Annotated in this window: 22 protein-coding genes; 4 read left to right on the forward strand and 18 right to left on the reverse strand. The window is 55.7% G+C overall.

The genetic code is table 11. From position 1 onward, the window contains the following. Positions 1–286: 286 nt before the first annotated feature. From ABLU86_RS00245 to ABLU86_RS00260, 4 genes are all read right to left on the reverse strand, one after another. Positions 287–499, reverse strand: coding sequence for a DUF1471 domain-containing protein (locus ABLU86_RS00245; RefSeq protein WP_015368055.1), 213 nt, complete (start codon positions 497–499; stop codon positions 287–289). 157 nt (positions 500–656) lie between these two features. Further along, entirely contained in the window at positions 657–1,073 is a 417-nt protein-coding gene (locus tag ABLU86_RS00250; protein ID WP_015368056.1) for an SRPBCC family protein, read from the reverse strand. A gap of 32 nt (positions 1,074–1,105) precedes the next feature. Further along, the gene (locus ABLU86_RS00255; protein ID WP_032713939.1) at positions 1,106–1,903 is read right to left on the reverse strand and encodes an SDR family oxidoreductase; all 798 of its coding nucleotides are present in this window, start codon (positions 1,901–1,903) and stop codon (positions 1,106–1,108) included. Positions 1,904–1,947: 44 nt separating this feature from the next. After that, on the reverse strand, positions 1,948–2,958 hold the full coding sequence (locus tag ABLU86_RS00260; RefSeq protein WP_045413104.1) for an aldo/keto reductase: 1,011 nt from the start codon (positions 2,956–2,958) through the stop codon (positions 1,948–1,950). A 149-nt stretch (positions 2,959–3,107) separates the two neighbouring features. Here ABLU86_RS00260 and ABLU86_RS00265 point away from each other — a divergent pair, with 149 nt between their 5' ends. After that, on the forward strand, positions 3,108–4,001 hold the full coding sequence (locus ABLU86_RS00265; protein WP_015368059.1) for a LysR substrate-binding domain-containing protein: 894 nt from the start codon (positions 3,108–3,110) through the stop codon (positions 3,999–4,001). 108 nt (positions 4,002–4,109) lie between these two features. Beyond that, entirely contained in the window at positions 4,110–4,478 is a 369-nt protein-coding gene (locus tag ABLU86_RS00270) for a hypothetical protein (protein WP_023325096.1), read from the forward strand. A gap of 1 nt (position 4,479) precedes the next feature. On the opposite strand, the gene csiR is transcribed toward ABLU86_RS00270, so the two are convergent. The 12 genes from csiR to ampR form a co-directional block, all read right to left on the reverse strand. Next, a complete protein-coding gene (gene csiR, locus ABLU86_RS00275; RefSeq protein ID WP_015368060.1) occupies positions 4,480–5,172 on the reverse strand; it encodes a DNA-binding transcriptional regulator CsiR in 693 nt (230 codons plus the stop codon). A 45-nt stretch (positions 5,173–5,217) separates the two neighbouring features. Further along, on the reverse strand, positions 5,218–6,618 hold the full coding sequence (gabP, locus tag ABLU86_RS00280) for a GABA permease (RefSeq protein ID WP_015704496.1): 1,401 nt from the start codon (positions 6,616–6,618) through the stop codon (positions 5,218–5,220). 113 nt (positions 6,619–6,731) lie between these two features. Beyond that, positions 6,732–8,015: a 4-aminobutyrate--2-oxoglutarate transaminase gene (gene gabT / locus ABLU86_RS00285; RefSeq protein WP_163282124.1), complete on the reverse strand. Its 1,284-nt coding sequence runs from the start codon at positions 8,013–8,015 to the stop codon at positions 6,732–6,734. Positions 8,016–8,029: 14 nt separating this feature from the next. Beyond that, positions 8,030–9,478, reverse strand: coding sequence for an NADP-dependent succinate-semialdehyde dehydrogenase (gabD, locus tag ABLU86_RS00290; RefSeq protein ID WP_015368063.1), 1,449 nt, complete (start codon positions 9,476–9,478; stop codon positions 8,030–8,032). 22 nt (positions 9,479–9,500) lie between these two features. After that, positions 9,501–10,769, reverse strand: a complete 1,269-nt coding sequence (gene lhgO / locus ABLU86_RS00295; RefSeq protein ID WP_049033471.1) for an L-2-hydroxyglutarate oxidase — start codon at positions 10,767–10,769, stop codon at positions 9,501–9,503. A 27-nt stretch (positions 10,770–10,796) separates the two neighbouring features. Beyond that, entirely contained in the window at positions 10,797–11,774 is a 978-nt protein-coding gene (glaH, locus tag ABLU86_RS00300) for a glutarate dioxygenase GlaH (protein ID WP_032707504.1), read from the reverse strand. A gap of 262 nt (positions 11,775–12,036) precedes the next feature. Next, entirely contained in the window at positions 12,037–12,741 is a 705-nt protein-coding gene (locus tag ABLU86_RS00305; RefSeq protein ID WP_015704499.1) for an EAL domain-containing protein, read from the reverse strand. A gap of 9 nt (positions 12,742–12,750) precedes the next feature. After that, on the reverse strand, positions 12,751–13,791 hold the full coding sequence (locus tag ABLU86_RS00310) for a fimbrial protein (protein ID WP_015368067.1): 1,041 nt from the start codon (positions 13,789–13,791) through the stop codon (positions 12,751–12,753). 19 nt (positions 13,792–13,810) lie between these two features. After that, on the reverse strand, positions 13,811–16,336 hold the full coding sequence (locus tag ABLU86_RS00315) for a fimbria/pilus outer membrane usher protein (RefSeq protein WP_047054991.1): 2,526 nt from the start codon (positions 16,334–16,336) through the stop codon (positions 13,811–13,813). Positions 16,337–16,426: 90 nt separating this feature from the next. Further along, positions 16,427–17,110 (reverse strand): molecular chaperone, encoded by a 684-nt coding sequence (locus ABLU86_RS00320; RefSeq protein ID WP_026612391.1) that lies wholly within the window; start codon positions 17,108–17,110, stop codon positions 16,427–16,429. A gap of 55 nt (positions 17,111–17,165) precedes the next feature. Further along, entirely contained in the window at positions 17,166–17,693 is a 528-nt protein-coding gene (locus ABLU86_RS00325; RefSeq protein WP_015368070.1) for a fimbrial protein, read from the reverse strand. 457 nt (positions 17,694–18,150) lie between these two features. Continuing rightward, entirely contained in the window at positions 18,151–19,029 is an 879-nt protein-coding gene (ampR, locus tag ABLU86_RS00330; RefSeq protein ID WP_015704503.1) for a LysR family transcriptional regulator AmpR, read from the reverse strand. 142 nt (positions 19,030–19,171) lie between these two features. Between ampR and ampC the strand changes: the two genes are divergently transcribed. Continuing rightward, positions 19,172–20,317, forward strand: coding sequence for a CMY2-MIR-ACT-EC family cephalosporin-hydrolyzing class C beta-lactamase (gene ampC / locus ABLU86_RS00335; RefSeq protein ID WP_316502188.1), 1,146 nt, complete (start codon positions 19,172–19,174; stop codon positions 20,315–20,317). Positions 20,318–20,424: 107 nt separating this feature from the next. Here the strand turns inward: ampC and ABLU86_RS00340 are convergent, their stop codons facing one another. Next, positions 20,425–20,775, reverse strand: a complete 351-nt coding sequence (locus ABLU86_RS00340) for a DUF1493 family protein (RefSeq protein WP_021466343.1) — start codon at positions 20,773–20,775, stop codon at positions 20,425–20,427. Next, complete coding sequence (locus tag ABLU86_RS00345) at positions 20,769–21,215, reverse strand: STM2901 family protein (RefSeq protein ID WP_047046046.1); 447 nt, start codon at positions 21,213–21,215, stop codon at positions 20,769–20,771. The genes ABLU86_RS00340 and ABLU86_RS00345 overlap by 7 nt, the downstream gene beginning before the upstream one ends. A gap of 280 nt (positions 21,216–21,495) precedes the next feature. Here ABLU86_RS00345 and ABLU86_RS00350 point away from each other — a divergent pair, with 280 nt between their 5' ends. Beyond that, positions 21,496–22,122: a helix-turn-helix domain-containing protein gene (locus ABLU86_RS00350; RefSeq protein WP_348796058.1), complete on the forward strand. Its 627-nt coding sequence runs from the start codon at positions 21,496–21,498 to the stop codon at positions 22,120–22,122. Positions 22,123–22,138: the final 16 nt, after the last annotated feature.

Consider the following 22,138-nt stretch of genomic DNA (forward strand, 5'->3'; position numbering starts at 1 on the left):
GCAATAAATGGTTATCAATCATCATTGTAGACTATGAGTTGAGTAGTGTCGACCAATCTCAGTTTAAAAATAAAACTGCTTTTTAATGTTCTTTATGAGACTTATTTAAGCGGTATAGAGGGGGATTAATACCGAAGTATTATTTGTTGATGAGCGTAAACGCAGAGAGGAATGCAAGGGACAGGGTTAATTGCAAGTGAAACAATCGGCGGCTGGAGAGTGAGAATTCTTAGCCCCCGGCCAACTCAAGATGCTGAGTCGCCGGGGTTCTGAAGGGGACCCGACTTTACTTGTACAGTTCCGCGCTCATCGTCACCTTATTCCCCATATGGGCGCTGGTGATTTTATAATCAGTCGCATTCAGCTCTTTCGCTTTTTTGGCAATCACCGCTTCAGCGGAGTCAAGGGTATTACCGGTTGCAGTCACGCTATGCGCGGAAGCGGTAAAGGCAAAAAGTGAAAGTGCAGCTGCGGAAAAAATAGTCGATACGGTTTTCATGTTCATAATCCTGTTAAGTTGTTTCGTTAACGTTGCCCGTTGCAACGTGATGGCGTAAAGGATAGGTCCCGCCCGTTGTCTGAAAAAGAGGGCAACGGGCAATAGACTTTTCTTCTTTTGTTCATAAAAGGAATGGCCTGGCCATTCCTGACAACAATCAGGCGCTAAAGTTATTTTTCAACGCCTGCAGGCCGTCGCGATAAATACCGCTAAACAGCGCTTCGGCATCCGCGTCGCTGACGTTAACCGGCGTGAAGCTGCCGGACCACTCAACGCGGGTGATATTGCTATCGGCAGTTGCCACTACCGCGATAGTGGAGAGGTAATCCACGACCGGGAACGGCGCCTGGATGATCGAGTAGCTATAGCTGCGCTGGCGGTTATCAAACGCTTCCAGACGTTCAATGACCGTGCCGCCATCGGATGTGGTCAGCGTACGCACGCGTCCCCCTTCGCTCACCACGCTTTTCGGGATGAACGGCAGCCAGTCGGGCAGCGAGTCAAAGCCGCCCATCAGTTGCCAAACCTGGTCGACAGAAGCCGGGATTTCGATAGATACAGTGGTAGTAGCCATTTTATTTCTCTCTTTATTTCAGATAATTAGAATTACATTGCCAGGGTGTCGACGACGCCGCCATCGACGCGCAGCGCCGCGCCAGTGGTGGCCGACGAGAGCGGCGAGGCGAGATATACCGCCAGGTTCGCCACTTCGTCGACGTCCGCCGCCCGCTGGATAATCGAGCTTGGGCGTGCGGTCTTCACAAATTCATCAGCCTGCTCACGCGGGCTGCGGCCAGATTGCGTAGCGGCCTCCGCCAGCATCTCCTGCAAACCTTCAGTGAAGGTGGGGCCAGGTAGAATGGCGTTAACGGTGACGCCGGTACCGGCGAGCCGTTTCGCCAGTCCGTGGGAGACCGCGAGGTTGGCGCTTTTGGTCACGCCGTAGTTGATCATGTCGGCAGGAATCGCGACGCCGGATTCCGAGGAGACGAAAATAATGCGTCCCCAGCCGTTATCGATCATCCCCTGCGCGTAGTGGCGCGACAGGCGCACGCCGGAAAGCACGTTGACGTTATAAAAGTGCAGCCACTCGCTATCCGGCACGCTAAAGAAATCTTTATCGTTAAAGATGCCGAGGTTGTTAACCACCACATCAGCATGCGCCTCGGCGGCGAGCAGGGCGCTGACGCCTTCTTCAGTGCTGAGGTCGGCGACCACTCCGCGCAGTTGCGCATCGGGGTATTCGGCATTAATCGCCGCTATGGCGGTATCAACACCGCGCCGTTGACGGCCGACGATGACCACGGTCGCGCCCGCCTGAGCAAGGCCTTTAGCGATGCCAAGCCCGATGCCGGAAGTGGAGCCGCTCACCACGGCGACTTTATGAGTTAGATCCAGTTTCATGGTGTCTCTCTTGTTTTAAGAGGGGCCCTGCGGCCCCGCTAAAATTAACGAATCGGCAGCGGCGCGTTATCAGCCACCAGATTCTGACTGCGCATCTCATCCCAGAAAGCGGCTGGGATGGTCGCTTTCAGCGCGGCCAGCTCTTCCGCCATACGGCCCGGACGGCTGGAGCCTGGGATTACGGCGGCCACCGCCGGATGAACCAGGGCAAACTGCAGCGCAGCGGCTTTCACATCCACCTGATGACGGGCGGCAATGGCCTTGATCTGTGCCACCTGCTGGTGGATCGCCGCAGAGGCTTTCTGGTATTCGAAGTGTTCACCGCCGGCGAGAACGCCCGAGCTGTAAGGGCCGCCGACGACAATATCGACATTCTGTTCCAGCGCTTCCGGCATCAGGCGCTGCAGGGCGCGTTTGTGGTCCAGCAGCGAGTAGCGGCCAGCCAGAAGGAACGCATCAGGCTTCGGCTCGTCGAGCGCTAAGGTCAATTCGCAAGGTTCGACGCGGTTCACGCCCAGCCCCCATGCCTTTATTACGCCTTCTTCACGCAGGCGGGTCAGCGCGCGGAAGGCGCCGGTACGGGCGATGTTGAACTGCTCCAGCCAGCTGTCGCCGTAGAAATCTTGCGCCGGATCGTGGATCCATACGATGTCGAGATGGTCGGTTTTCAGCCGTTTTAAACTGTCTTCAATAGAACGCAGGGTGGCGTCGGCCGAGTAGTCGTTGAGGATTTTGTTCTTCAGGCCGTATTCGAAAAGACCGCCTTTCTCACCAAAATCACGCGTCGCCGGGTCTTCCATTTCATCAAGCATGATGCGGCCGACTTTGCTGCTCAGAACGAACTGGTCGCGAGGGTATTGCGAGAGCGCTTCGCCCATCCGGATTTCAGAAAGACCGGACCCGTACAGCGGTGCGGTATCGAAGTAACGAACGCCCAGATCCCAGGCGGCGGCGACGGTGGCGTGCGCCTCGTCTTCCGGGATGTTACGGAACATGTTACCCAGCGGCGCGCCGCCTAAACCAATGTTGCCTGGCAGAATATGTTTGATGCTCATCTAAGATGTCCTCAATATTGAGTTCCCGTCTGGGAAGGGTTCTGTGCGGGCGATTTGTGCTGTCGCCCTGTGACGGAGATCACAATACCTTGCGGTGTTATGACTTGATAGGACATAATTCGTCTGACTTAAGTCCTTTGAGGTCTCACATGATTGATTTACGCCAGTTGAAGTACTTTGTGGTGGTAGCGGAAGAGGAGCATGTTGGCCGTGCCGCCGAACGCTTACATATTTCACAGTCGCCGCTCAGCCGCCAGATAGCCCAGCTGGAGGAGCGCCTAGGGCTGATGCTGTTTGAACGTAACCAGCAGCGTATTCGTCTGACGGCGGACGGGCAGACGTTTCTGGCCGAAACGCGCTCGTTGCTGACCCACGCCAACCGTCTCGAATCATTAGGTAAACGGCTGGGGCGCGGCGAAGATGGCGGGTTGTGTATCGGTTATATCGAAAACGCCATGCACTCGGGCGTGCTTTCTACCGCTCTGCGCACCCTGCGAACGTCGCGCCCGGACGTGCATATTGCGCTGTATAGCCAGCCGCCCGCCACGCAGATTGAGGGCCTGCGCCAGCGCAGCCTGGACTTCTCGCTGGTGGACATGCCGCCTTCGGCGGGCGAACAGGATCTGGAGTATACCCAGGTACTTGATGACCGGATGCTGCTGGCTTTGCCGCAGAATCATCCGCTGGCCGCGGCGGAAAACTTGCAGCCGGCGCAGCTGGCCGATCAGCAGTGGATCGCGGTTATCCATAACGACGATGCCCATTCGCGCGATGATTTTGTCGCCGCCTGCGTGCGTGCGGGCTTTAATCCGGATATTCGTCTGGAAGCCGGAGAGCCATTAACGGCCCTGGGGCTGGTGGCGGCGGGACTGGGCGTGGCGCTGATCCAGCACAGCCTGCGGCATAACGCCCCTGAGGGGGTCGTGCTGCGGGAAATTCCGTGGATGAGCTATTCGACCCAGCTGTGGGCGGTATGGCACAAAGCCAACCAGCGCCCGCTGGTGATGCACTTTCGCGAGGTGCTACGCGGCGAGAATAATTAGGAATATTCCTGGAATAGGGCGCGGCGGCAAGAAAATCCGCCGCGATCCCTGCCTGCGCAGGAAAATCATGTTACCGTCAAATATTGACCCTAAAATTATAAGACCTTCATGAAATTTCTATTATCTATCAGTTTATTAAGCTTCTTTCTTTCTCCGGCTTTCGCCGGCACAGCGGTAAAATTGTCCTGCTCTTTACGCAAAAATGTGACCATCTCGCGTTTCCATTACCAGCTATCGACCATGAAGTGGGGCGACCATTTCCAGGTGGCTTCCGGCATGCGTCAGGCGCAGACCAAAAATCATATTCCCTATCGGGTAACCAGCTTTCGCAACGGCGACGATCTGGTCTTTTTCCCGGACAGTCAGGAGTACTTTTTCTTCTACTCGGGAATGGCGACGCCGGACCGTTGCGTGGTGGAGGAACACTACGAGTATCCGGTCACACAACTGCCGTATTATAAAAAGCCCGCTGCCTGAATCAGGATTGCTGCGACAGCAGTTTGCCGGCCATCGCCTGTTGGATAATCGGGATGGGGGTAAGTAAGTGCTCGCGCATGAGCGCGCTGGCTCGCTCGGCATCTCGCGCCAGAATGGCTTCCAGCAGCGTCTGGTGCTGGACATGTTTATCTTCCAGCATTTCTACCGACAGCACCGTGGTGCGCAGCCAGATGAAGCGGTAGCGCGCCGCCAGATCGAACAGCCGTTCGCGCATCTGCAGTAAATACTGCGAACCACAGCCGGCGACAATGGCGGTATGAAACGCCTGATGGCGCTGATCCCATTCATCGAGTAAGCGCTCACTTGCTTCGCTGGATTCCAGCTTATTAAGCAGATGCGCGCGGGCCAGCAGCTCGGCTTCCCACTCATCGCCGCCGCGCTCAATGGCGAGGCGCACCAGCATGGCTTCCATATTGGCGCGGGCATCGAAAATATCGAGGAGTTCCGCCTCGGACATCGAGGCGACGCGATAGCCTTTTTGATTGACCACCGTCACCAGCCGCTCGGCCACCAGCTGCGAGAGCGCTTCTCGCAGCGGCCCGACGCCAAGCTCATAGCGCGACGTCAGCAGGCTCATACGCAGTTTTTCATCAGGCTGATAAACGCCGCGGATGATGTCGTTCTTCAACCAGCGGTATCCATCAATGGCCGTCGCTTGGGGAATGGCGGTCATAGTCTTGCTCCTGAATACATTTCCCGGCCTGCGCCGGGAACAGGGTTAACGCGTATTTTGTAGCGGCAGTTTTTGCCACAATAGCAGCTTTTTCCAGCGCGACATAATCGGCACCGTACAGATGATAGCGATCGCCAGCGCGCCGGTGGAAATGACCTCCAGCTGCTGCGCCGGACGGAACAGCATCACTACCAGTACGAAGGTGATAAAGGCGATAACCAGCCAGGTGAGCCACGGATAGAGCCACATCTTAAGGCGAATTTCACCGCCTTTCGCCAGCAGGATTTTGCGCATCCGCAACTGAGATACGGCAATGACCAGATAGACCAGCAGGGCGATGGCGCCGGAGCTATCGATGAGGAATTTAAAGACCTTCGCCGGGGCATAGTAGTTCACCACTACGGTTAAGAAGGCCGCGCCGGTGGAGAGCAGCACCGCCACATACGGCGTTTTACTGCGGTTGGTTTTGCCCATTATGGCTGGCGCATCGCCGCGGCGGCTCAGGGAATAGAGCATTCGCGAAGCGGTATACAGCGCCGAGTTCAGGCAACTGGTCACCGACAGCAGGATCACGCCGTCCATAATCAGTTTGGCGTAGGGGATATGCAGTAACTCCAGTACCGAACGGTATGAACCGACGTTCTTCAGCCCCGGCATGTTCCACGGAATCAACGAGACGACCACGAAAATGGAGCACAGATAGAAGATAGAGATGCGCCAGATTACGGAATTTGTGGCGCGAACGATATGTTTATCCGGGGTATCCGATTCGGCGGCGGCAATGGTGACGATCTCCGCGCCCATAAATGAGAACATGGTAATAAGCATCGCGCTGAGCACCGCGCCGAAGCCGTTAGGCATAAAGCCGCCGTGATCCCACAGACGCGAAATCCCGCTCACTTCGGCATAGGGATAGAAGCCGGTGATGGCCACCGCGCCCAGCACGATAAAGGCCAGAATGGCGATAACTTTGCAGATAGCCAGCCAGAACTCGAATTCGCCGTAGTTTTTGACGCTCAGCAGATTACTGCCGGTGAGGGCAAGGGTGATGACCAGCGAGAATAGCCATACCGGTACGCCGGGGATCCACGAGTTGAGAATAATGGCGGCGATATTGGCTTCCAGGGGAATCACCAGGACCCAGAACCACCAGTACAACCAGCCGATGGTATAACCCGCCCAGCGGCCGATCGCTTTGTCGGCGTAGGTCGAAAAGGAGCCCGTATCCGGGGTGGCGACGGCCATTTCGGCCAGCATACGCATAATCATCACCACCAATAGCCCGGCGAACAGGTAGGAGAGCAGCACCGCCGGGCCCGCTTCGGCAATGGCGACGCTGGAACCGACAAACAAACTTGCGCCGATAACGCCGGCAATAGATAACATGGTGACGTGGCGTGATTTCAGCCCGCCCCCTAAATCATGTGATTGCGACAGTTGCCCCATCATTAACCCCTTTTATTGTTTTTTGGCACCGTTTGTCGGATGGCGATTGCGCCCAATCCGACCGACAGGCAACCGGACGGGGCGCGTGAGCGTCGCCATCCGGTGCAGGAGTGTTAGCCTTGTTTAGCTTCGTTAAAACAGTCGGCGATAATCTTCAGTCCCTGCGCGATCTGCGCATCTTCGATAGTCAGCGGCACCAGAATACGCAGCACGTTGTAGTACGGCCCGCAGGAGAGCAGGATCAGGCCTTTATCCCGCGCGCGGGCGACGATATCCGCCGTCAGTTTGGCGTTGGGTTTGCTGTGATCGCCCTCTTCAAAGAGTTCAATGGCGATCATCGCCCCCAGGCCGCGGACGTCGCCGATTTCGCGATGTGTTTCGGCGATATTGAGCAGGCCTTTACGCAGCTTGTCGCCGAGCTGATTGGCTTTTTCCAACAGGTTTTCCTGTTCGAAAACCTTGAGTACCGCCAGCGCGGCGGCGCAGGCAATCGGGTTGCCGGCATAGGTGCCGCCCAATCCGCCCGGTGCGATGGCGTCCATGACTTCCGCCCGTCCGGTGACGCCCGCCAGCGGGAAACCGCCGGCGATGGATTTGGCAAAGGTGGTGATATCCGGCGCCACGCCCATCTGCTCCATTGCGAACAGCGTGCCGGTACGGCCCGCGCCGCTCTGGACTTCATCGGCGATCAGCATGATGCCGTGCTCATCACACAGCGCGCGCAGGCGCTGCATAAAGGCCGGGGAGGCGGCGTAGAAACCGCCTTCGCCCTGGACGGGTTCAATGACGATAGCGGCGATATCTTCCGGCGCGGCGTCATTTTTGAAGATGCGATGGATGCTGGCGATCGCGTCATCATCGCTGATGCCGTGCAGCGCGCACGGGTAGAGCGCGCGATAAACGTGGCCCGGCATTAACCCCATACCCGCGGAGTAAGGGTTCACTTTACCGGTTAACGACAGGGTGTAATGGGTACGGCCATGATAGGCGCCGGTAAAGGCGATGGTGCCGCTACGCCCGGTCGCCGCGCGGGCGATTTTGACCGCGTTTTCCACCGCTTCCGAACCGGTGGTCACCAGCAGGGTTTTCTTGGCGAAATCGCCGGGCACTTTCTGGTTCATCATTTCGCAAAGCTGCAGGTAGGGCTCGTAGGCCAGCACCTGGAAGCAGGTGTGGGTCAGCTTCTTCAGCTGGCCTTCCACCGCGGCGATCACCTCAGGATGCAGGTGGCCGGTATTTAACACCGCGATACCGCCGGCGAAATCGAGATATTCACGGCCTTCAATGTCCCATACCCGGCAGTTCTCCGCACGGTCGGCAAAGATAGGGTGAATCTGTCCGACGCCGCGCGGCACCGCGTCGCTACGGCGCTGCATTAACGCTTTATTGCTGGTCATGTCCTGCTCTCCTGTTAAAGGCCGATACACATATATTTGATTTCTAAATAATCTTCGATGCCGTACTTCGAACCTTCGCGGCCCAGACCGGAGGCTTTAATACCGCCGAATGGCGCGACTTCGTTGGAGATAATGCCGGTATTGATGCCAACGATGCCGTACTCCAGCGCTTCGCCGACACGGAAGACGCGGCTCAGGTCGCGGGCGTAGAAATAGGCGGCGAGGCCGAATTCGGTATCGTTGGCCTGGGCAATGACATCGGCTTCATCTTTAAAGCGGAACAGCGGCGCCAGCGGGCCGAAGGTCTCTTCTTTCGCCACTTTGGCGCTGCTCGGGACGTTGACCAGGATGGTGGGCTGGAAGAAGTTGCCGCCCAGCGCGTGCGGTTTGCCGCCGGTGACGATGCGCGCGCCTTTCGCAAGGGCGTCGGCAATATGTTCTTCGACCTTAGCTACCGCTTTATCATCGATCAGCGGGCCGGTGGTGACCCCGTCCTGCAGGCCGTCGCCGATGCGCAGCTTTTCCACCGCCTGCTGCAGTTTCTCGGCGAAACGGTCATAGACGCCGTCCTGTACATACAGACGGTTGGCGCAGACGCAGGTCTGCCCGGCGTTGCGGAATTTCGACGCCAGCGCCCCTTCGACGGCTTTATCGAGGTCGGCGTCGTCAAAGACGATAAACGGCGCGTTGCCGCCGAGTTCTAACGACACTTTTTTGATGTCTTTCGCACACTGTTCCATCAGCTGGCGGCCAATTTCGGTCGAGCCGGTGAAGGAGAGCTTGCGTACCAGCGGGTTGCTGGTCAGTTCGTTGCCGACAGCCCCGGCAGAGCCGGTGACCACGTTAAATACCCCGGCGGGAATACCGGCGCGATTCGCCAGTTCGGCCAGCGCCAGCGCGGAAAACGGCGTCTGGCTCGCCGGTTTCAGAACCATAGTGCAGCCGGCGGCCAGCGCCGGGCCCGCTTTACGGGTGATCATCGCCGCCGGGAAGTTCCACGGGGTGATGGCGGCGGTAACGCCGATGGGCTGCTTGATGACGATCAGGCGCTTGTCGGCCTGATGGCCGGGAATGGTATCGCCGTAAATGCGCTTACCTTCTTCGGCGAACCACTCAATAAAGGAGGCGGCGTAGCTGATTTCGCCTTTGGCTTCCGCCAGCGGTTTCCCCTGTTCGAGGGTCATCAGACGGGCGAGATCGTCCTGGTTCTCCATCATCAGATCGAACCAGCGGCGCAGAAGCGTGGCGCGCTCTTTGGCGGTCAGGGCACGCCAGGCTGGCAGGGCGCGGTTGGCGGCTTCAATCGCTTCGCGGGTTTCGTCGGCGCCCATTTTCGGCACGCTACCCAGCTGCTGGCCGTTGGCGGGGTTGGTCACAGCAATCACGTCGCCGTTTTGCGCATCGCGCCACTGGCCATCAATTAGCGCCTGCTGGCGAAACAGAGTTGCATCTTTAAGTTGCATAATCGCTTCCTGTCTTAAGGGGTTAACGAGTAAAAGCGGCGTGTAGTGTCTCCACGCTACGTGCCGCACGCAGCGTGCGTCCGGGATTGCTCTGGCTTGCCAGCAGGGTTTGCACCTTGCTGACGATGTGCGCGCCGATCGGGATAGCCGACGTGGCCGCCGGCGACGGCGCGTTACAGGTGTGGATGGAACGCGCGGTAGTGACAAAGAGGAAATCGTCGATCAGCTTGCCCTGCGGCGATACCGCCTGTGCCCGCACGCCGGCAGGCCACGGGCGCAAATCGCTTAATGTCAGGCTCGGGCAGTATTTCTGCACCAGCCGCAGATAGCCGCTTCTGCACAGCGAATTCTTCATTTCGCCAAGCCCGGAGCGTAGGTTGTTTTGCAGTACCCGGCGAATGCCGGGCGAGGTCAGGATCTCAAGGGTATCGGTCAGCGAGATATCGCGCTTGCGATAGCCTTCGCGCTTCAGCGCCAGCACCGCGTTAGGGCCGACGGTGACGCTACCGTCGATCATGCGGGTCAGGTGGACGCCGAGGAACGGCATCGCCGGATCGGGGATCGGATAGATCAGATGATTAACGATCTGGTTGTGCTGCGGCGCCAGTTGGAAATATTCGCCGCGGAACGGGCAGATGATAAAGCCGGGATCGACGCCGATCATTTTCACCAGCCGGTCGGCCATCAGCCCGGAGCAGGTGATCAGCGTCGATGCCTCATATTCACCGCCCTGGCGGGTGTGGACGACCACGCCGCTGGCGTGCTCTTTCAGGGCGCTAACTTCGGCATCGTAAACGATCGTTCCGCCTTTGGATTCGAAGATCTTCGCCATTGCCGCCGCTACTTCACGATAGCTGACAATGCCGCTCGAAGGAACGAAGATCCCGCCCAGTCCGCTGATGTTCGGCTCGCGTTCGCGCAGCTCGCTCGCGCTCAGCCATTCGCGCTGCAGGCCGTTAGCGGCGGTGCGATCCCACAGCGCGCGCATCCGCTCCATCTCCAGCGGCGAGGTGGCAACCAGCATCTTGCCGCAGACGTCGTAGCGAATCGCATTCTGCTCGCAAAAGGCTTTAGTGGCGCGGTTGCCGGCGAGGCAAAACTGCGCCTTGAGGCTGCCGGGAGTATAGTAAACGCCGGCGTGGATCACTCCGCTGTTGTGACCGGTCTGATGGCAGGCCGGAGCGGACTCTTTTTCCAGCAGGGCAATGCGGGCGTCCGGGTAAATCTCAATTAACTGCATGGCGGTCGACATGCCGATAATGCCGCCGCCGATAATCACGAAATCATACATCCGCTCAATTCCTTCGCCTGAGAATCTTTATTGATGAGTCTGGTAATGATTCGTGGAATACGCAAAGTAGCCGCGCTGGCGCATCAGTTCGCGACGTAAATCCGGATGCGGTGTAAAGCGGTCGCGACCGTGCAGCCAGAACAGGTTGTTTATCAACAGGAATTTCCCCACCGGCACCGGTACGGAAAGAATGTTTTTACTGGTTTCCAGCGCATCGGAGAGGCGGCTCAGCCAGGTGCCTTCTTCGAAATCTTTCGGCTGCACAAACTGGTCGATATAGCGCATTACCGGGCGACCCTGCTGGTCGACGTCGAAAACCGGATGATAGACATCTTTGCTGACGTTTTTGCTCGGCGGCGCGGCCCAGCGCATAGGACGGCGGGCCAGCGGATCGCGGAAGAATTCGTCGAGATGTTCCCAGTCATCCAGATGCAGCAGCAGTGAATTGCCGCCCTGCATGTTCTGTTCATCGATCTTCATCATCAGCACGTAGTCGGTAATTTCTTCGACATAGGTACCATCATTGTGCAGCTCCATCACGCGGTGCGGTTGGCGCAGATAGCTGTCTGAGTTATCGACGTTTTTCACCACGAAACGGGCGTAATACTGGCCGCTCATGGCATCAAAGTTGGAGCGTCCGATCAAATGCGCCACGGCGGTGGCCAGCTTGACCATCTCATCGGCCTGGGCGACGTTGTCAATGCCGATACCGTTGATCAGCAGCGCGCCCTCCGCGCGATTGAGCAGCGTCTTGATCAGCAGCGGCTGCAGCTGGTTGCCGCACAGATCGTCGAGGATCTTGCCGACCTGAAAGCGCAAGAAGGATTTATATTCCAGCGCCTGTACCGGCCACTGCGCGACCTGTTGAAGAAATTGCGCGGTCGTTTCGGCGGTGAACGTTAGCTCCAGCAGACGCGGCGATTGCGCAGAGGGAGCGAAGGAAAAACCGGTGTAGCTGTGGGCCAAATCATCAGCATGAGGTTTTACGGCGGTCAGTGCATTCATCAGAATCATTCCTCGGGTAGAGTCAGAGAGTCGGGGTGATGCTCATTTCGTAGCCATAAATTAAAAATATCTACATTTTTGAAAAATGCGTATGAAATAGCCATATTGTTTAATTTTTGTGATCACTAGCAACAATAAGTTAACAATATGAGAGGCGAGGACAGACGAGGTAGGAAAAGAAAAATGCCAGAAAATGAATAAGTTGAAGAGAGAACGGACAGCCCGGATAGCGGGGGAGTGGATATCCGGGGAAAAGCGGGGGTTATTTCTCGACGCTGGCCACCAGGGCTTCAATGGTTTGTTCCCGCCAGAGAAGCCCCTGCAGGGCAAACCACGGCATGTTTTCCAGCCACTGAAGATGGGCTTCGGTTTCAATACCTTCGACGATCACCTGATACTGATTCGCCTGAAAATAGTGCAGCAGCGAGTCCATCAGCTGCTGGCCGTTTTTCTTTTCCAGCAGGCTCCATAACAGGTTCTTGTCGGTCTTGATAAAACGAAAGGGTTGCGCCGTCAGGGCGGCGAACCCGGCGTAACCGGCGCCAAAATCATCCAGCCAGAAGGAGTATTTGTCCGTCAGGGCGTCGATGGTCGGGGTGCGTTTCACCAGCGTGTTGGAAAATTCATTAACCTCAAAATGCAGGCAGCCGATGGTTTTCACACACTCGGCGATAAAATCATCATGCAGCATATGCAACGTCGACTCGTCGACGTTGAGCGTGACCATGACGTCGTTCTGGCGGAACCACTGCTGATGCTGCCTGACCAGCTCAATTTGTTCGAGCAGGATGCGGGCGCGCAGTGATTCCGATGCCTCACTGAAAAACCGTTCTATATCTTGCGGACTAGCAGGCTCGTGATGAGCAAACCGGGTCAAACATTCTACCGCGATCATTTTGCCTTCGCGGTTGAACATCGGCTGAAATACATAGCGTAACCCGGTCGGTTCGGTGTTGGTCAGCGGCATTTTGCTTCACTATTTAAAGGTAACGTCGATATTGGCCGTCGCATTAAAGGTGCCGATTTTGGGCTTAACGCTTAGCCATTTCAGGCTGGCCAGGAAGTTGCTTTCTACCACGCTGCCGTTAATCATGCCCAACTGCGTCGGGGTATTCATGGAAAGCCAGGTTGTCGGCGCATCGGCGCGCGAGAGCAGGATGCCAAAACCGCTATCGTTGGATGGCAGAATGGTGTTGGTGTCCTGAGTCGGCTGTTGGGTACTGAAGCTGGCCATTAAGGTCTGACCCTGGCAATCCTGGCCGGCGCCGGTCAGGTCGGCGCGGACGCTGAACGGAACCTGTTTCTCAATGGCGCCGACCACGGCATTGCGCGCCGGGATGCTGCCGAAGTTGACCGTTGAACCATTGTTCGCCGAGACGGTGATTTTCGGGTTGCAGGCGATAAAGCGAATATTACCAAGCCCGGTGACCCACGCGCGGAAGTTACTATTCGGGCGGCTGTTGAGGCCGCCAACACCGTCAACCTGGAAGATAGCGTAGCGGTTGGTGTCGTTAATCACGCCGTTTGACGGTGGCGGATTGCCGGTGGCTTTAATATAAACCGAGTAGGTCACCGTGACGGTCTGCGGGGTCGCCGGAGACTGGCATGCACCGCCGGGACGGTTGCGGCGGCAGAGCGTACCTGGCCCGATATCCGTTTTCTGACCTTTTACCGGTTTAATATCGGTGCTGAGATAGGTAACGCCGACTTCCAGCGAGTTGTGGATATTCTGCATCCGGGTTTCCGGATCCCAGTACAGATACGCATCTTCACCATTGGGCATGTGATCCGTATCGGTACAGGTAAAGGTGGAGGTAAATGTCGGCGAACGCCACAGCAGGGTACCCGGCTTCAGGTTAGCGGTCGAAACGTTAATCTGATCGGTGAGCGCGATGGTCTGCGATACTTCGGTACCGTTCTTCTTACAGCTCAGCGCGAAGCTGCTGGTGGAGAACAGCGCGCTTGAGAGTACCAGCAGCGTCAGCCCGGTGCGGGATAAGAGGTTAAATTTCGACATAACTAATTGTCCTTTCATGTTATTTACAGGTCAGGGAGACGACCTGATAACCACCGGGTTGATCGGCTTGAATAGCAGGTAACTCTGGCACCGTCAGGCTGCAGGAGGCGTCAGCATCGTCGCCCCATTTCATCTGCAGACGGTCGCCGCTCTGAACGCCGGAAACGTAGGCTTCGCCGCGGGTACCGACCACGCCGACATGTTCGCCGTTCTGGCCGAAGATATTGGCGCCAATCACCGGCACGCTGCCGTCCGCCAGTTTGGCGTGGATAAGCAGGCTCTGGCCGAGATGCGTTTCAAAGGTCACGCGGCCGATGGCGCGCTCAGTCGGCACGATATCTTTCGCCGCCAGCGGAATTTCCAGGCCGTTGCCGATATCCGAAGTACGCAGCGCGACGCGGTTGTGGCGATACGGCATCGCAGAAGTGAGCACCGCGTAGCCGAAGCGGTCAATCGCTACCCCTGGCTGGTTTTCCAGACGCACGCCCTGCGCCCCTTTCGCTTTCACCACCACAAAGGTGTTCTGCAGCGGCTGCGACAGGGTGACGCCGCCGGAGTGCGCGACCACGCCGCCGGAGACGTTCAGCGAAGTCTGCTGATAGTTGTTGTTGTAGCTGTAGCCGAGATCGACGTTACCCATGCTGCCCAGATAACCCAGGTTGACCAGGCTGGTATCGCCGCCGTGCTGGGTGTGGCCGCTCTGTACGAAGTAATTCATACGGTTGTCATCAAGCAGCGTGCCGCTCATCCCGGCGCTGTAGCCGCTACCGCTCTGCTTGCTGTTAGAGGCGTTAAAGTTAACCGTGCTTTCGTGGTCCGGGCCAAAGATGTTGATTGGCACCGAGACGTTGAGGTTAACGCTGTTGTCGCTATAGCCGTAGTTACTGCGGCTGTTCTGGTAAAACACGCCGACGCTGACGCGATTCCAGGTGGTGTTGAAACCGGTCTGGATGGTGCGGTCGTATGCGGAGGTGTTCCAGTAGTTCTGACGGATAAAGGTCGCGTACAGCGAAGCGCCGGCGATGTGCTGGTTGACCGTCATCTCGACGCGCTGGCGTTTGTTGTTGTACTGCTGCGAGTCGTAGTAACGACGGCGCTGGTTTTGCGTCGCCCAATCCGGCGCGCCGGTTTTATCGTCGCTCTGATCGTAATACTGGGTGTGGTAGAAACCGTTCTGCCAGTTGTTACGTTCAGCTACCGCGTCGGAGAAGTCATAGAAGCCCGACGTCGAATAACGGTAGCCGGCGATCTGCACGTCGGTACCGAGGGTGTTGAGCGATTTGGAATAGAGGAAGCGTACGCTGGCGCCGCGTTTGTTCTCGCCGGAAGCCAGATCGGTATCAGACCATGAGGCGTCAACGGAGGCCGCCCCGTATTCGCCCATGTTTTTACCCAGCCCGACCACGCCGGAGCGATAGTGCTCGGCCATGATAATCCCGCCGTATGGCGTATAGTCGGAGCCGGCGCCGTGGGCCACGGTGCCCTGGATAAATTGCGGCTGATAATTATTGGTGCCATCGTGGTATTTACCCGCGGTCACCTGATACTCCCAGATCCCGTCGCGCAGCATATTCGGCACGGAGGAGTAAGGCAGGGTGAAGCTATGGCGCGAGCCATCCGCCTCGATAACCGTCACGGCTAAGTCGCCGCTGAGGGTGCTTGGCGAAATATCGGTCAGCGCGAACGGTCCCGGCGGCACCACGGTGCTGTAGACGGTATAGCCGTTCTGGCGCACTTCGACGCGGGCGTTGGTATTGGCGACGCCGCGTACGACCGGCGCGTAGCCGCGACGGCTGTCCGGCAGCATTTCCGGGACGCTGGAAATCTGCGCGCCGCGGAACTGGAAGCTATCGAACACGTTATTATTGGTGTTGCTCTGGCCAATCTGAATACGGCTGCGCCAGGAGGCGATATCGGTTTCCGCCCAGGTGGAAATCGGGTTCCACTGTTCTTTTTGCCCGGTCTGTTTTGACAGGGAAGAGTTGTTGCGAAAACGCCACGCGCCGACGTTAAGGCCGTTATTGAGGGTCAGGAAGTAGTAGTCGCTGTCCTGTTTGCTACTGCCGCTGGAGAAACGGGAGTGGCTGCCGCTGAAAGCGTAGTTAACGAAACCGGCGTTGATGCCGTCGTCATAGACCAGCGGCGAAATCTCGCCCTGTGGTCGCGCTTCGAGTTCGGTTTGCGGTACGGAAATGTTCAGCTCCTGCAGCGCGGCGTTCCAGCTCACGCTACTGCCTGGAATATTTTTTACCAGATCGTAGCAGGCGCTACTGCCGGCGGTGTCCGGTACCAGAACGCCGTATGAACGGTAACTGTCGGCATCTAAACAGAAATAGCCCGGGGTGTTAGGCGTATCTTTTTTAAATTCGATTTCCCGGTGATCGACGCGATTTTTATTCAGGTAAATATCGAAGGCATATTTACCTGGTAAAATATCGTCGCCGGTAGAGAGGTTTTGCACCAGCGAGGCGTTATTCGCCCCGCGGATGAAAGAGGTATTGAATTGCTCTTCGGCATTGACAAATGGTGTCGCCAGTAATGACATTGTCGAGGCGTAAACAGCAAAGCGAACGTGCTGCGCCAGACATCCAGGGATCGTCCTTATTTTATTATGGCTAGCCATTGTATTGCTCTCTTACTGAATGCGGATATCTTTAATTTCCGTATGTCCGCCAAAATCATTGATAAAAGTGAATGACATCTGATCCGCTGCCGCCGCGCCGGCTGGCAATTTGATGTTCAGAGAGTCCATGGGTTTAACCATGTCAGCATTCACTTTCCAGGTCTTCGCGCCGCTCTTCAGCGTCAGTACGCCGAAAGTCACGTGCAGCGGACCTTTGTTAGTCACGACCAGATCGTTACCTTGCTTACGCCAGGTCAGGGCCTGCGCTTCCTTTTGCAAGGTGGTTTTCAGCGTGGTAGGGCGGTAGAACAGCTTCACGCGGGTACGGATCGCAATCTGCAGTACGTTTTCTTGTTTCGCCGAAGGCGGAATTTCCTGCACGTTAATCCAGTACACGGTTTCGCGGTCGGTCGGTAATCCGCTGCCGGAATAAACAAAGCGCAAAATAGCGTCTTTATTGCCCGCCAGTTTTAAAATCGGCGGAATAGCCTGCATCGGTAAATTGGTTGGCGTTGCGGTGGCGTCACCGGTATCAAGCCAGGTCTGAACCATCCATGTTTCATCGGTATCATTGTGAATGGATAACGCCGCAGATTTTTCCCCGCCGTTATAAATAACCCGAGTCTGATCGACCTGAATACCCGCAAAAGTATCCAGCGAGACAAATAACAATAAAGCGGTTAATAACTTTTTCATTTCACGTTCCAAATAATGGTACCGGCCATCCATGGCCAAAAACATTTATCCGTAATTATTTGTACTCGATGGTAAAGGTGGCGTTTGCGTTAGCAGAGCCAGCTTCCACGGTTTTCAGGAAAGATTTGTAGCGAGCTTTCAGATTGAATACCGCAGTGCCGCTGTTGTCGTCAGACGCTGCAACGTTAACCCACGGGGAGTTGTCGTCTGCGCTCTGGTTGATCGGGACGATTTTTTCGTCGTTGGTCAGGATTTCGATACCTACGCCTTTCGCGTTATCAACGGACAGCAGGTTCGGGTTACCAGCAACGGTCGCACCGTCGAAGCGCAGGGAGTAATCACCGGCTTCACATTTTTCCAGGTTGATGGTGAACGCTTTAGAAGCGGTAACATCGCCAACAGCGTTGAACGCGGTAGTCGGGTATTTACCGATGAAAACGTCTTTGTTCTGGTCGGTAGAAGTCACAGTACAGGTTGACTGGATGATTTCACCGGTGAAGTTGACCTTGCCGTTAACTGCGTAAGCACTGGTGGCGGACGCGGACAGGATCAGTGCTACAACAGGCAGTAATTTCTTATTCATTTTAACTCCATGTACTTAAGGGGATAACCATAGTGGTAATCAAACACGGCAAGCGAATACCGTGCAGATGGGTATCCAGATAACCTATGTTGGCGTGTTGATCGCGATGAAATATACAGCAACAGTTTTCGCGTTTTGATTGCTTCGGTGACTTAATTACAGAAAATTAATAGACATAAACGATGCACTTGATCGGACTTATCTGATATTGGCAACCATAATAATTTTATGGTCAGCGAGTGGCTGGAGAGGATGTCATGGGGACGGGTAATTAATTAAAATGTTGTTTTTAAAGTTTTTTATTGTTTTTGTTTATCAGGGGGAAAACGTTTCTGCGCAGGCAAGGGCAAATTAAAAACGCTGCATAATCCAGCGCTATGCATAATGTGTAAGCGTTATTTCCAAATGTTTCCTATTTCCTTCGGGAGCTCTTCTGATGGCGCATTACTCCGCCGAATTAACCCCCTTTTAAGGCCTCCGCCAGCCAGCGGGAAAAATGCAACATTGCCGGCGTTTCCGGACGCGATTGCAAACGTGTCAGCCAGTAGTTGCCGAGATCGATATGAATCTTAAACGGCTGCACAATGCGTTTTTCTTCCAGCAGATGGCTGAACATTTTTACCGGGGCAATAGCCACGCCTAAGCCTGCCTGCGCCGCTTCCAGCATGGTCACGGATGAGTCGAAGACAATAACCCGATGGGTTGGCGAAGGCGGCAATTCTCCCGCTGCCTGCATCCACGCCGACCATTCGTCTCGGCGATAAGAACGCAGCAGCGTGAACTGCAAAATATCCTTCGGTGTATTTAGCCGGGCAGCTAACGACGGGGCGCACAGAGCGGAGAGTGGGGCGGCGCACAGATACTGCGCGGCGGTATCATGCCAGGCGCCGCCGCCAAAGCGAATCACATAATCCAGCCCCTCGGCGGCGGGGTCGACGCGATTATTATGGGTGGATATCTGCAAATCGATATGCGGACACTCGCGCCAGAAGGCTGGCAGCAGCGGGAACAGCACACCCGTGGCGAAAGTGCCGACTACGCCGATCTTGAGCTTCTCCTGCGCCTGGTGACCGGTGAAACGGTCTAGCATCCCGGCAATCCTTTCAAACGACTCATTGAGTACCGGTAACAGGCCTTCTCCTTCGGTGGTGAGCTTGAGGCCGCGCGACACGCGAACGAACAGCTGACAGTTAAGATGTTCCTCCAGCGTCTTCACATGCTGGCTGATGGCGGAGTGGGTGACGTTGAGCTCAATCGCCGCGCGGGTAAAACTGAGATGCCGGGCGGCCGCTTCAAAGGCCCGTAGTGAATTGAGAGGAAGGTAGCTGCGCGTCATAACATTATCCGTTAGAAAAACTAAAGCCTGCTGCTAAATTTAACAGTTTGTCAGCGCAGAGCAAAACACCGACACTGAGCGCGTCTGAAGGGCCCGGACGAGAGTGGATATTGAGCGAGAACCGATAATGGAAAAATACTTCATGATGAAAAAATCCCTTACAGGCGTACTGCTGCTGGGCGCCTCATTTTCGACGTTTGCCGCGCCGCAAACGGCGGAGCAGCTGCGTGAACTGGTCAATCAGACCATCACCCCGTTAATGAAAGAACAGGCGATACCGGGCATGGCGGTGGCGGTGATCTATCACGGCAAACCCTATTATTTCACCTGGGGCCAGGCCGATGTTGCCGGGCAGCGTCCGGTGACGCGACAGACGTTGTTTGAGCTGGGCTCTGTTAGTAAGACTTTCACCGGCGTGCTGGGCGGCGATGCGGTGGCGCGCGGTGAAATTAAGCTCAGCGATCCGGCGCAGAAGTACTGGCCGCAACTCACCGGCCAGCAGTGGCAGGAGATCTCGCTGCTGCATCTCGCCACCTATACCGCAGGCGGTCTGCCGCTGCAGGTTCCGGACGAGGTGACGGATGAAGCGGCATTACTGCGTTACTATCAGAACTGGCAACCGCAGTGGGCGCCGGGTAGTAAACGGCTGTACGCCAATGCCAGCATTGGCCTGTTCGGCGCGCTGGCGGTGAAACCTTCCGGCATGAGCTTTGAACAGGCGATGAGACAGCGGGTTTTGCGGCCGTTAAAACTGAGTCACACCTGGATTAACGTACCGTCCGCCCAGAGCAAGGACTATGCCTGGGGTTATCGTGACGGTAAAGCGGTACATGTTTCGCCGGGGCAGCTGGACGCTGAGGCTTACGGCGTGAAGTCGAGCATTGAGGATATGGCGCACTGGGTGCTGGCGAATATGAACCGCGAGGCGGTGCAGGATAAAAATCTGCGGCAGGGGATCCAGCTGGCGCAGTCGCGCTATTGGCGGGCTGGGGAGATGTATCAGGGGCTCGGCTGGGAGATGCTGAACTGGCCGGTGCCGGCCGAGGTGCTGATTAACGGCAGTGATAATAAGGTAGCGCTTGCCGCGACGCCGGTAACGGCGGTCAATCCGCCCGCGCCGCCGGTGAAAGCCTCCTGGGTACATAAAACCGGCTCCACCGGCGGATTCGGCAGCTACGTGGCTTTTATTCCGCAACAGGATCTCGGCATCGTGATGCTGGCGAACAAAAGCTACCCCAACCCGGAGCGGGTGAAGGCGGCGTATCATATTCTTGAGGCGCTGCAGTAAGGACGGTCGCGCTGCGTTTACCTGGGCTACGGGTTGGCACTAACCGGTAGCCCGGATAAGGCGCAGCGCGCCGCTATCCGGGACAGGGCCACTTTATTTTCAAACAACTAACGATACAGCCATCTCCCAGCCTGTGCTGACGCAATGAGCATCGCGAGTGTTAACGGCTCCGGTTTGTGCGGAGAAATGCGTTTGGATTTCGGTAATAGGAAATTAGGGAGGAAACCTTGTTCGGGAGGCCAATAATTAAAAAAATCAAATGTATCTTGCTTCACATTAAACTGACGGAAATAGGATTTCATGATGTCATCGCCACTTTCTCTGGCCCAGGGATAATCGCCCGTATTGAGTGATAAATCCGCATTCACCTGCTGCTTTTTGCCGGTAAGTGTCGGCTTGTTCCATTGTGTTTCATACCATGCCAGAACGGCTGCTGCGATATTATCTTGATCTACCATAATTTATCGTCACCTCTGGCAATGGCGTTGTATCTAGTGGTTGCTTTTATTGATACATAAATTACATCCCCTGTCAGGTAAATAATCCCGAGGATGGGTATCCAGCGTCCAACGAATGCTCCCAGATTGGTGACATAGCTCCATCTAAGATTACGGATGGATTGGTTGGTTAACGTCGGGAGCCTGACTTTTAAATCATTGTGGAAAACCTTCCGTAACTCATGGCTCAAAATGCTCGTCCCTTTAGTCGCTCCGCCTGGTTTTGTCCGGGTATTTTTTATAGGTTGACCAAGCATGATTAACGCAATGGTCATGATGTCATCTACTCCAAAATGAATGGCTGCAGTATCGAGAAAAATCCAAAAAAGAAGTTCATGGGACGAGAGGTTTGACTTGCCATTGTAATAATATGTTCCATTAACTTGTTCTGTTGTGTCCATTTTTATATCCCAGTAATGCTATTTTTACGCAATGTAGCTGCCTGGTTTATTGGGAACAATAACTGTTGATATAAACGTTTTCTGAAAAATAGCTCTTATTAAATGTTCTGTTAAATCATTTAATCAATTAATAAAAATTTCTTTTCTCATCTATTTTTATTTGTTCAGCTAATATTCCCTGGTGAAGTTAGTGCATGATGATTTAAAGCGAACTGCTACTTGCGAATGGACGCAATCTGCTGAAAACTAACAGCGAGATGGCGAACCACAGGGAACGGCAATGGCTGGACGTATCGACTACCAGATTGAAAAATTTCAGTTCATCGAGCGCAACGAATCTCCGCGTATTACCCGCCAGTGGGCGGAAGTTATTGCTGAATGTCAGCAGGAAAAGGCGAACAGTGAAACGCGTTTGCGTACTGCATTGCTGAATGTCGACTACGCCACCAGCTTCGAACTGCCGTTTCGTTTATTGCTTATCCGCGCCCCGCAGCTGGTGGATCGCTTACGCCATGCGCTGGCGCTGAATCAAAAGAACGTGGTGATTAATGGTAAGAAGCGCGGCTGCGTTTACAGCCTGAAAGCCGATCTCAGCGCCGTTCCGGATGAGTTTCGTTATCGCTTTGTGAGCCGGATTATTCGCAGCGGACCGGATGCGCTCTCCGCCGCGCCCTATCAGCAGCTGGCAAAAGAGATAAAGGCGCCGCGCGAGCGATTACGTCTGGCGCTGGAAAGTGGTTTGCAGGTCAATGCGCTGGATGGGCTGTTCTGGTTTGGCATCCAGCGTATCGCCGCGGATATTTCGGCGCTGCGTTCTGCGGGAATGGCGATTACGACTGCGGAAGTGGAGGTGGCGGATAGCCTGACCAGAACGACGCGAATGATAGCGGCGTATCAGGTGGGGTGAGTTTTTGTCAGTAACC

Origin of the sequence: Klebsiella sp. JN_Kp121 (assembly GCF_040062145.1) — a bacterium.
Lineage (GTDB): Bacteria > Pseudomonadota > Gammaproteobacteria > Enterobacterales > Enterobacteriaceae > Klebsiella > Klebsiella aerogenes.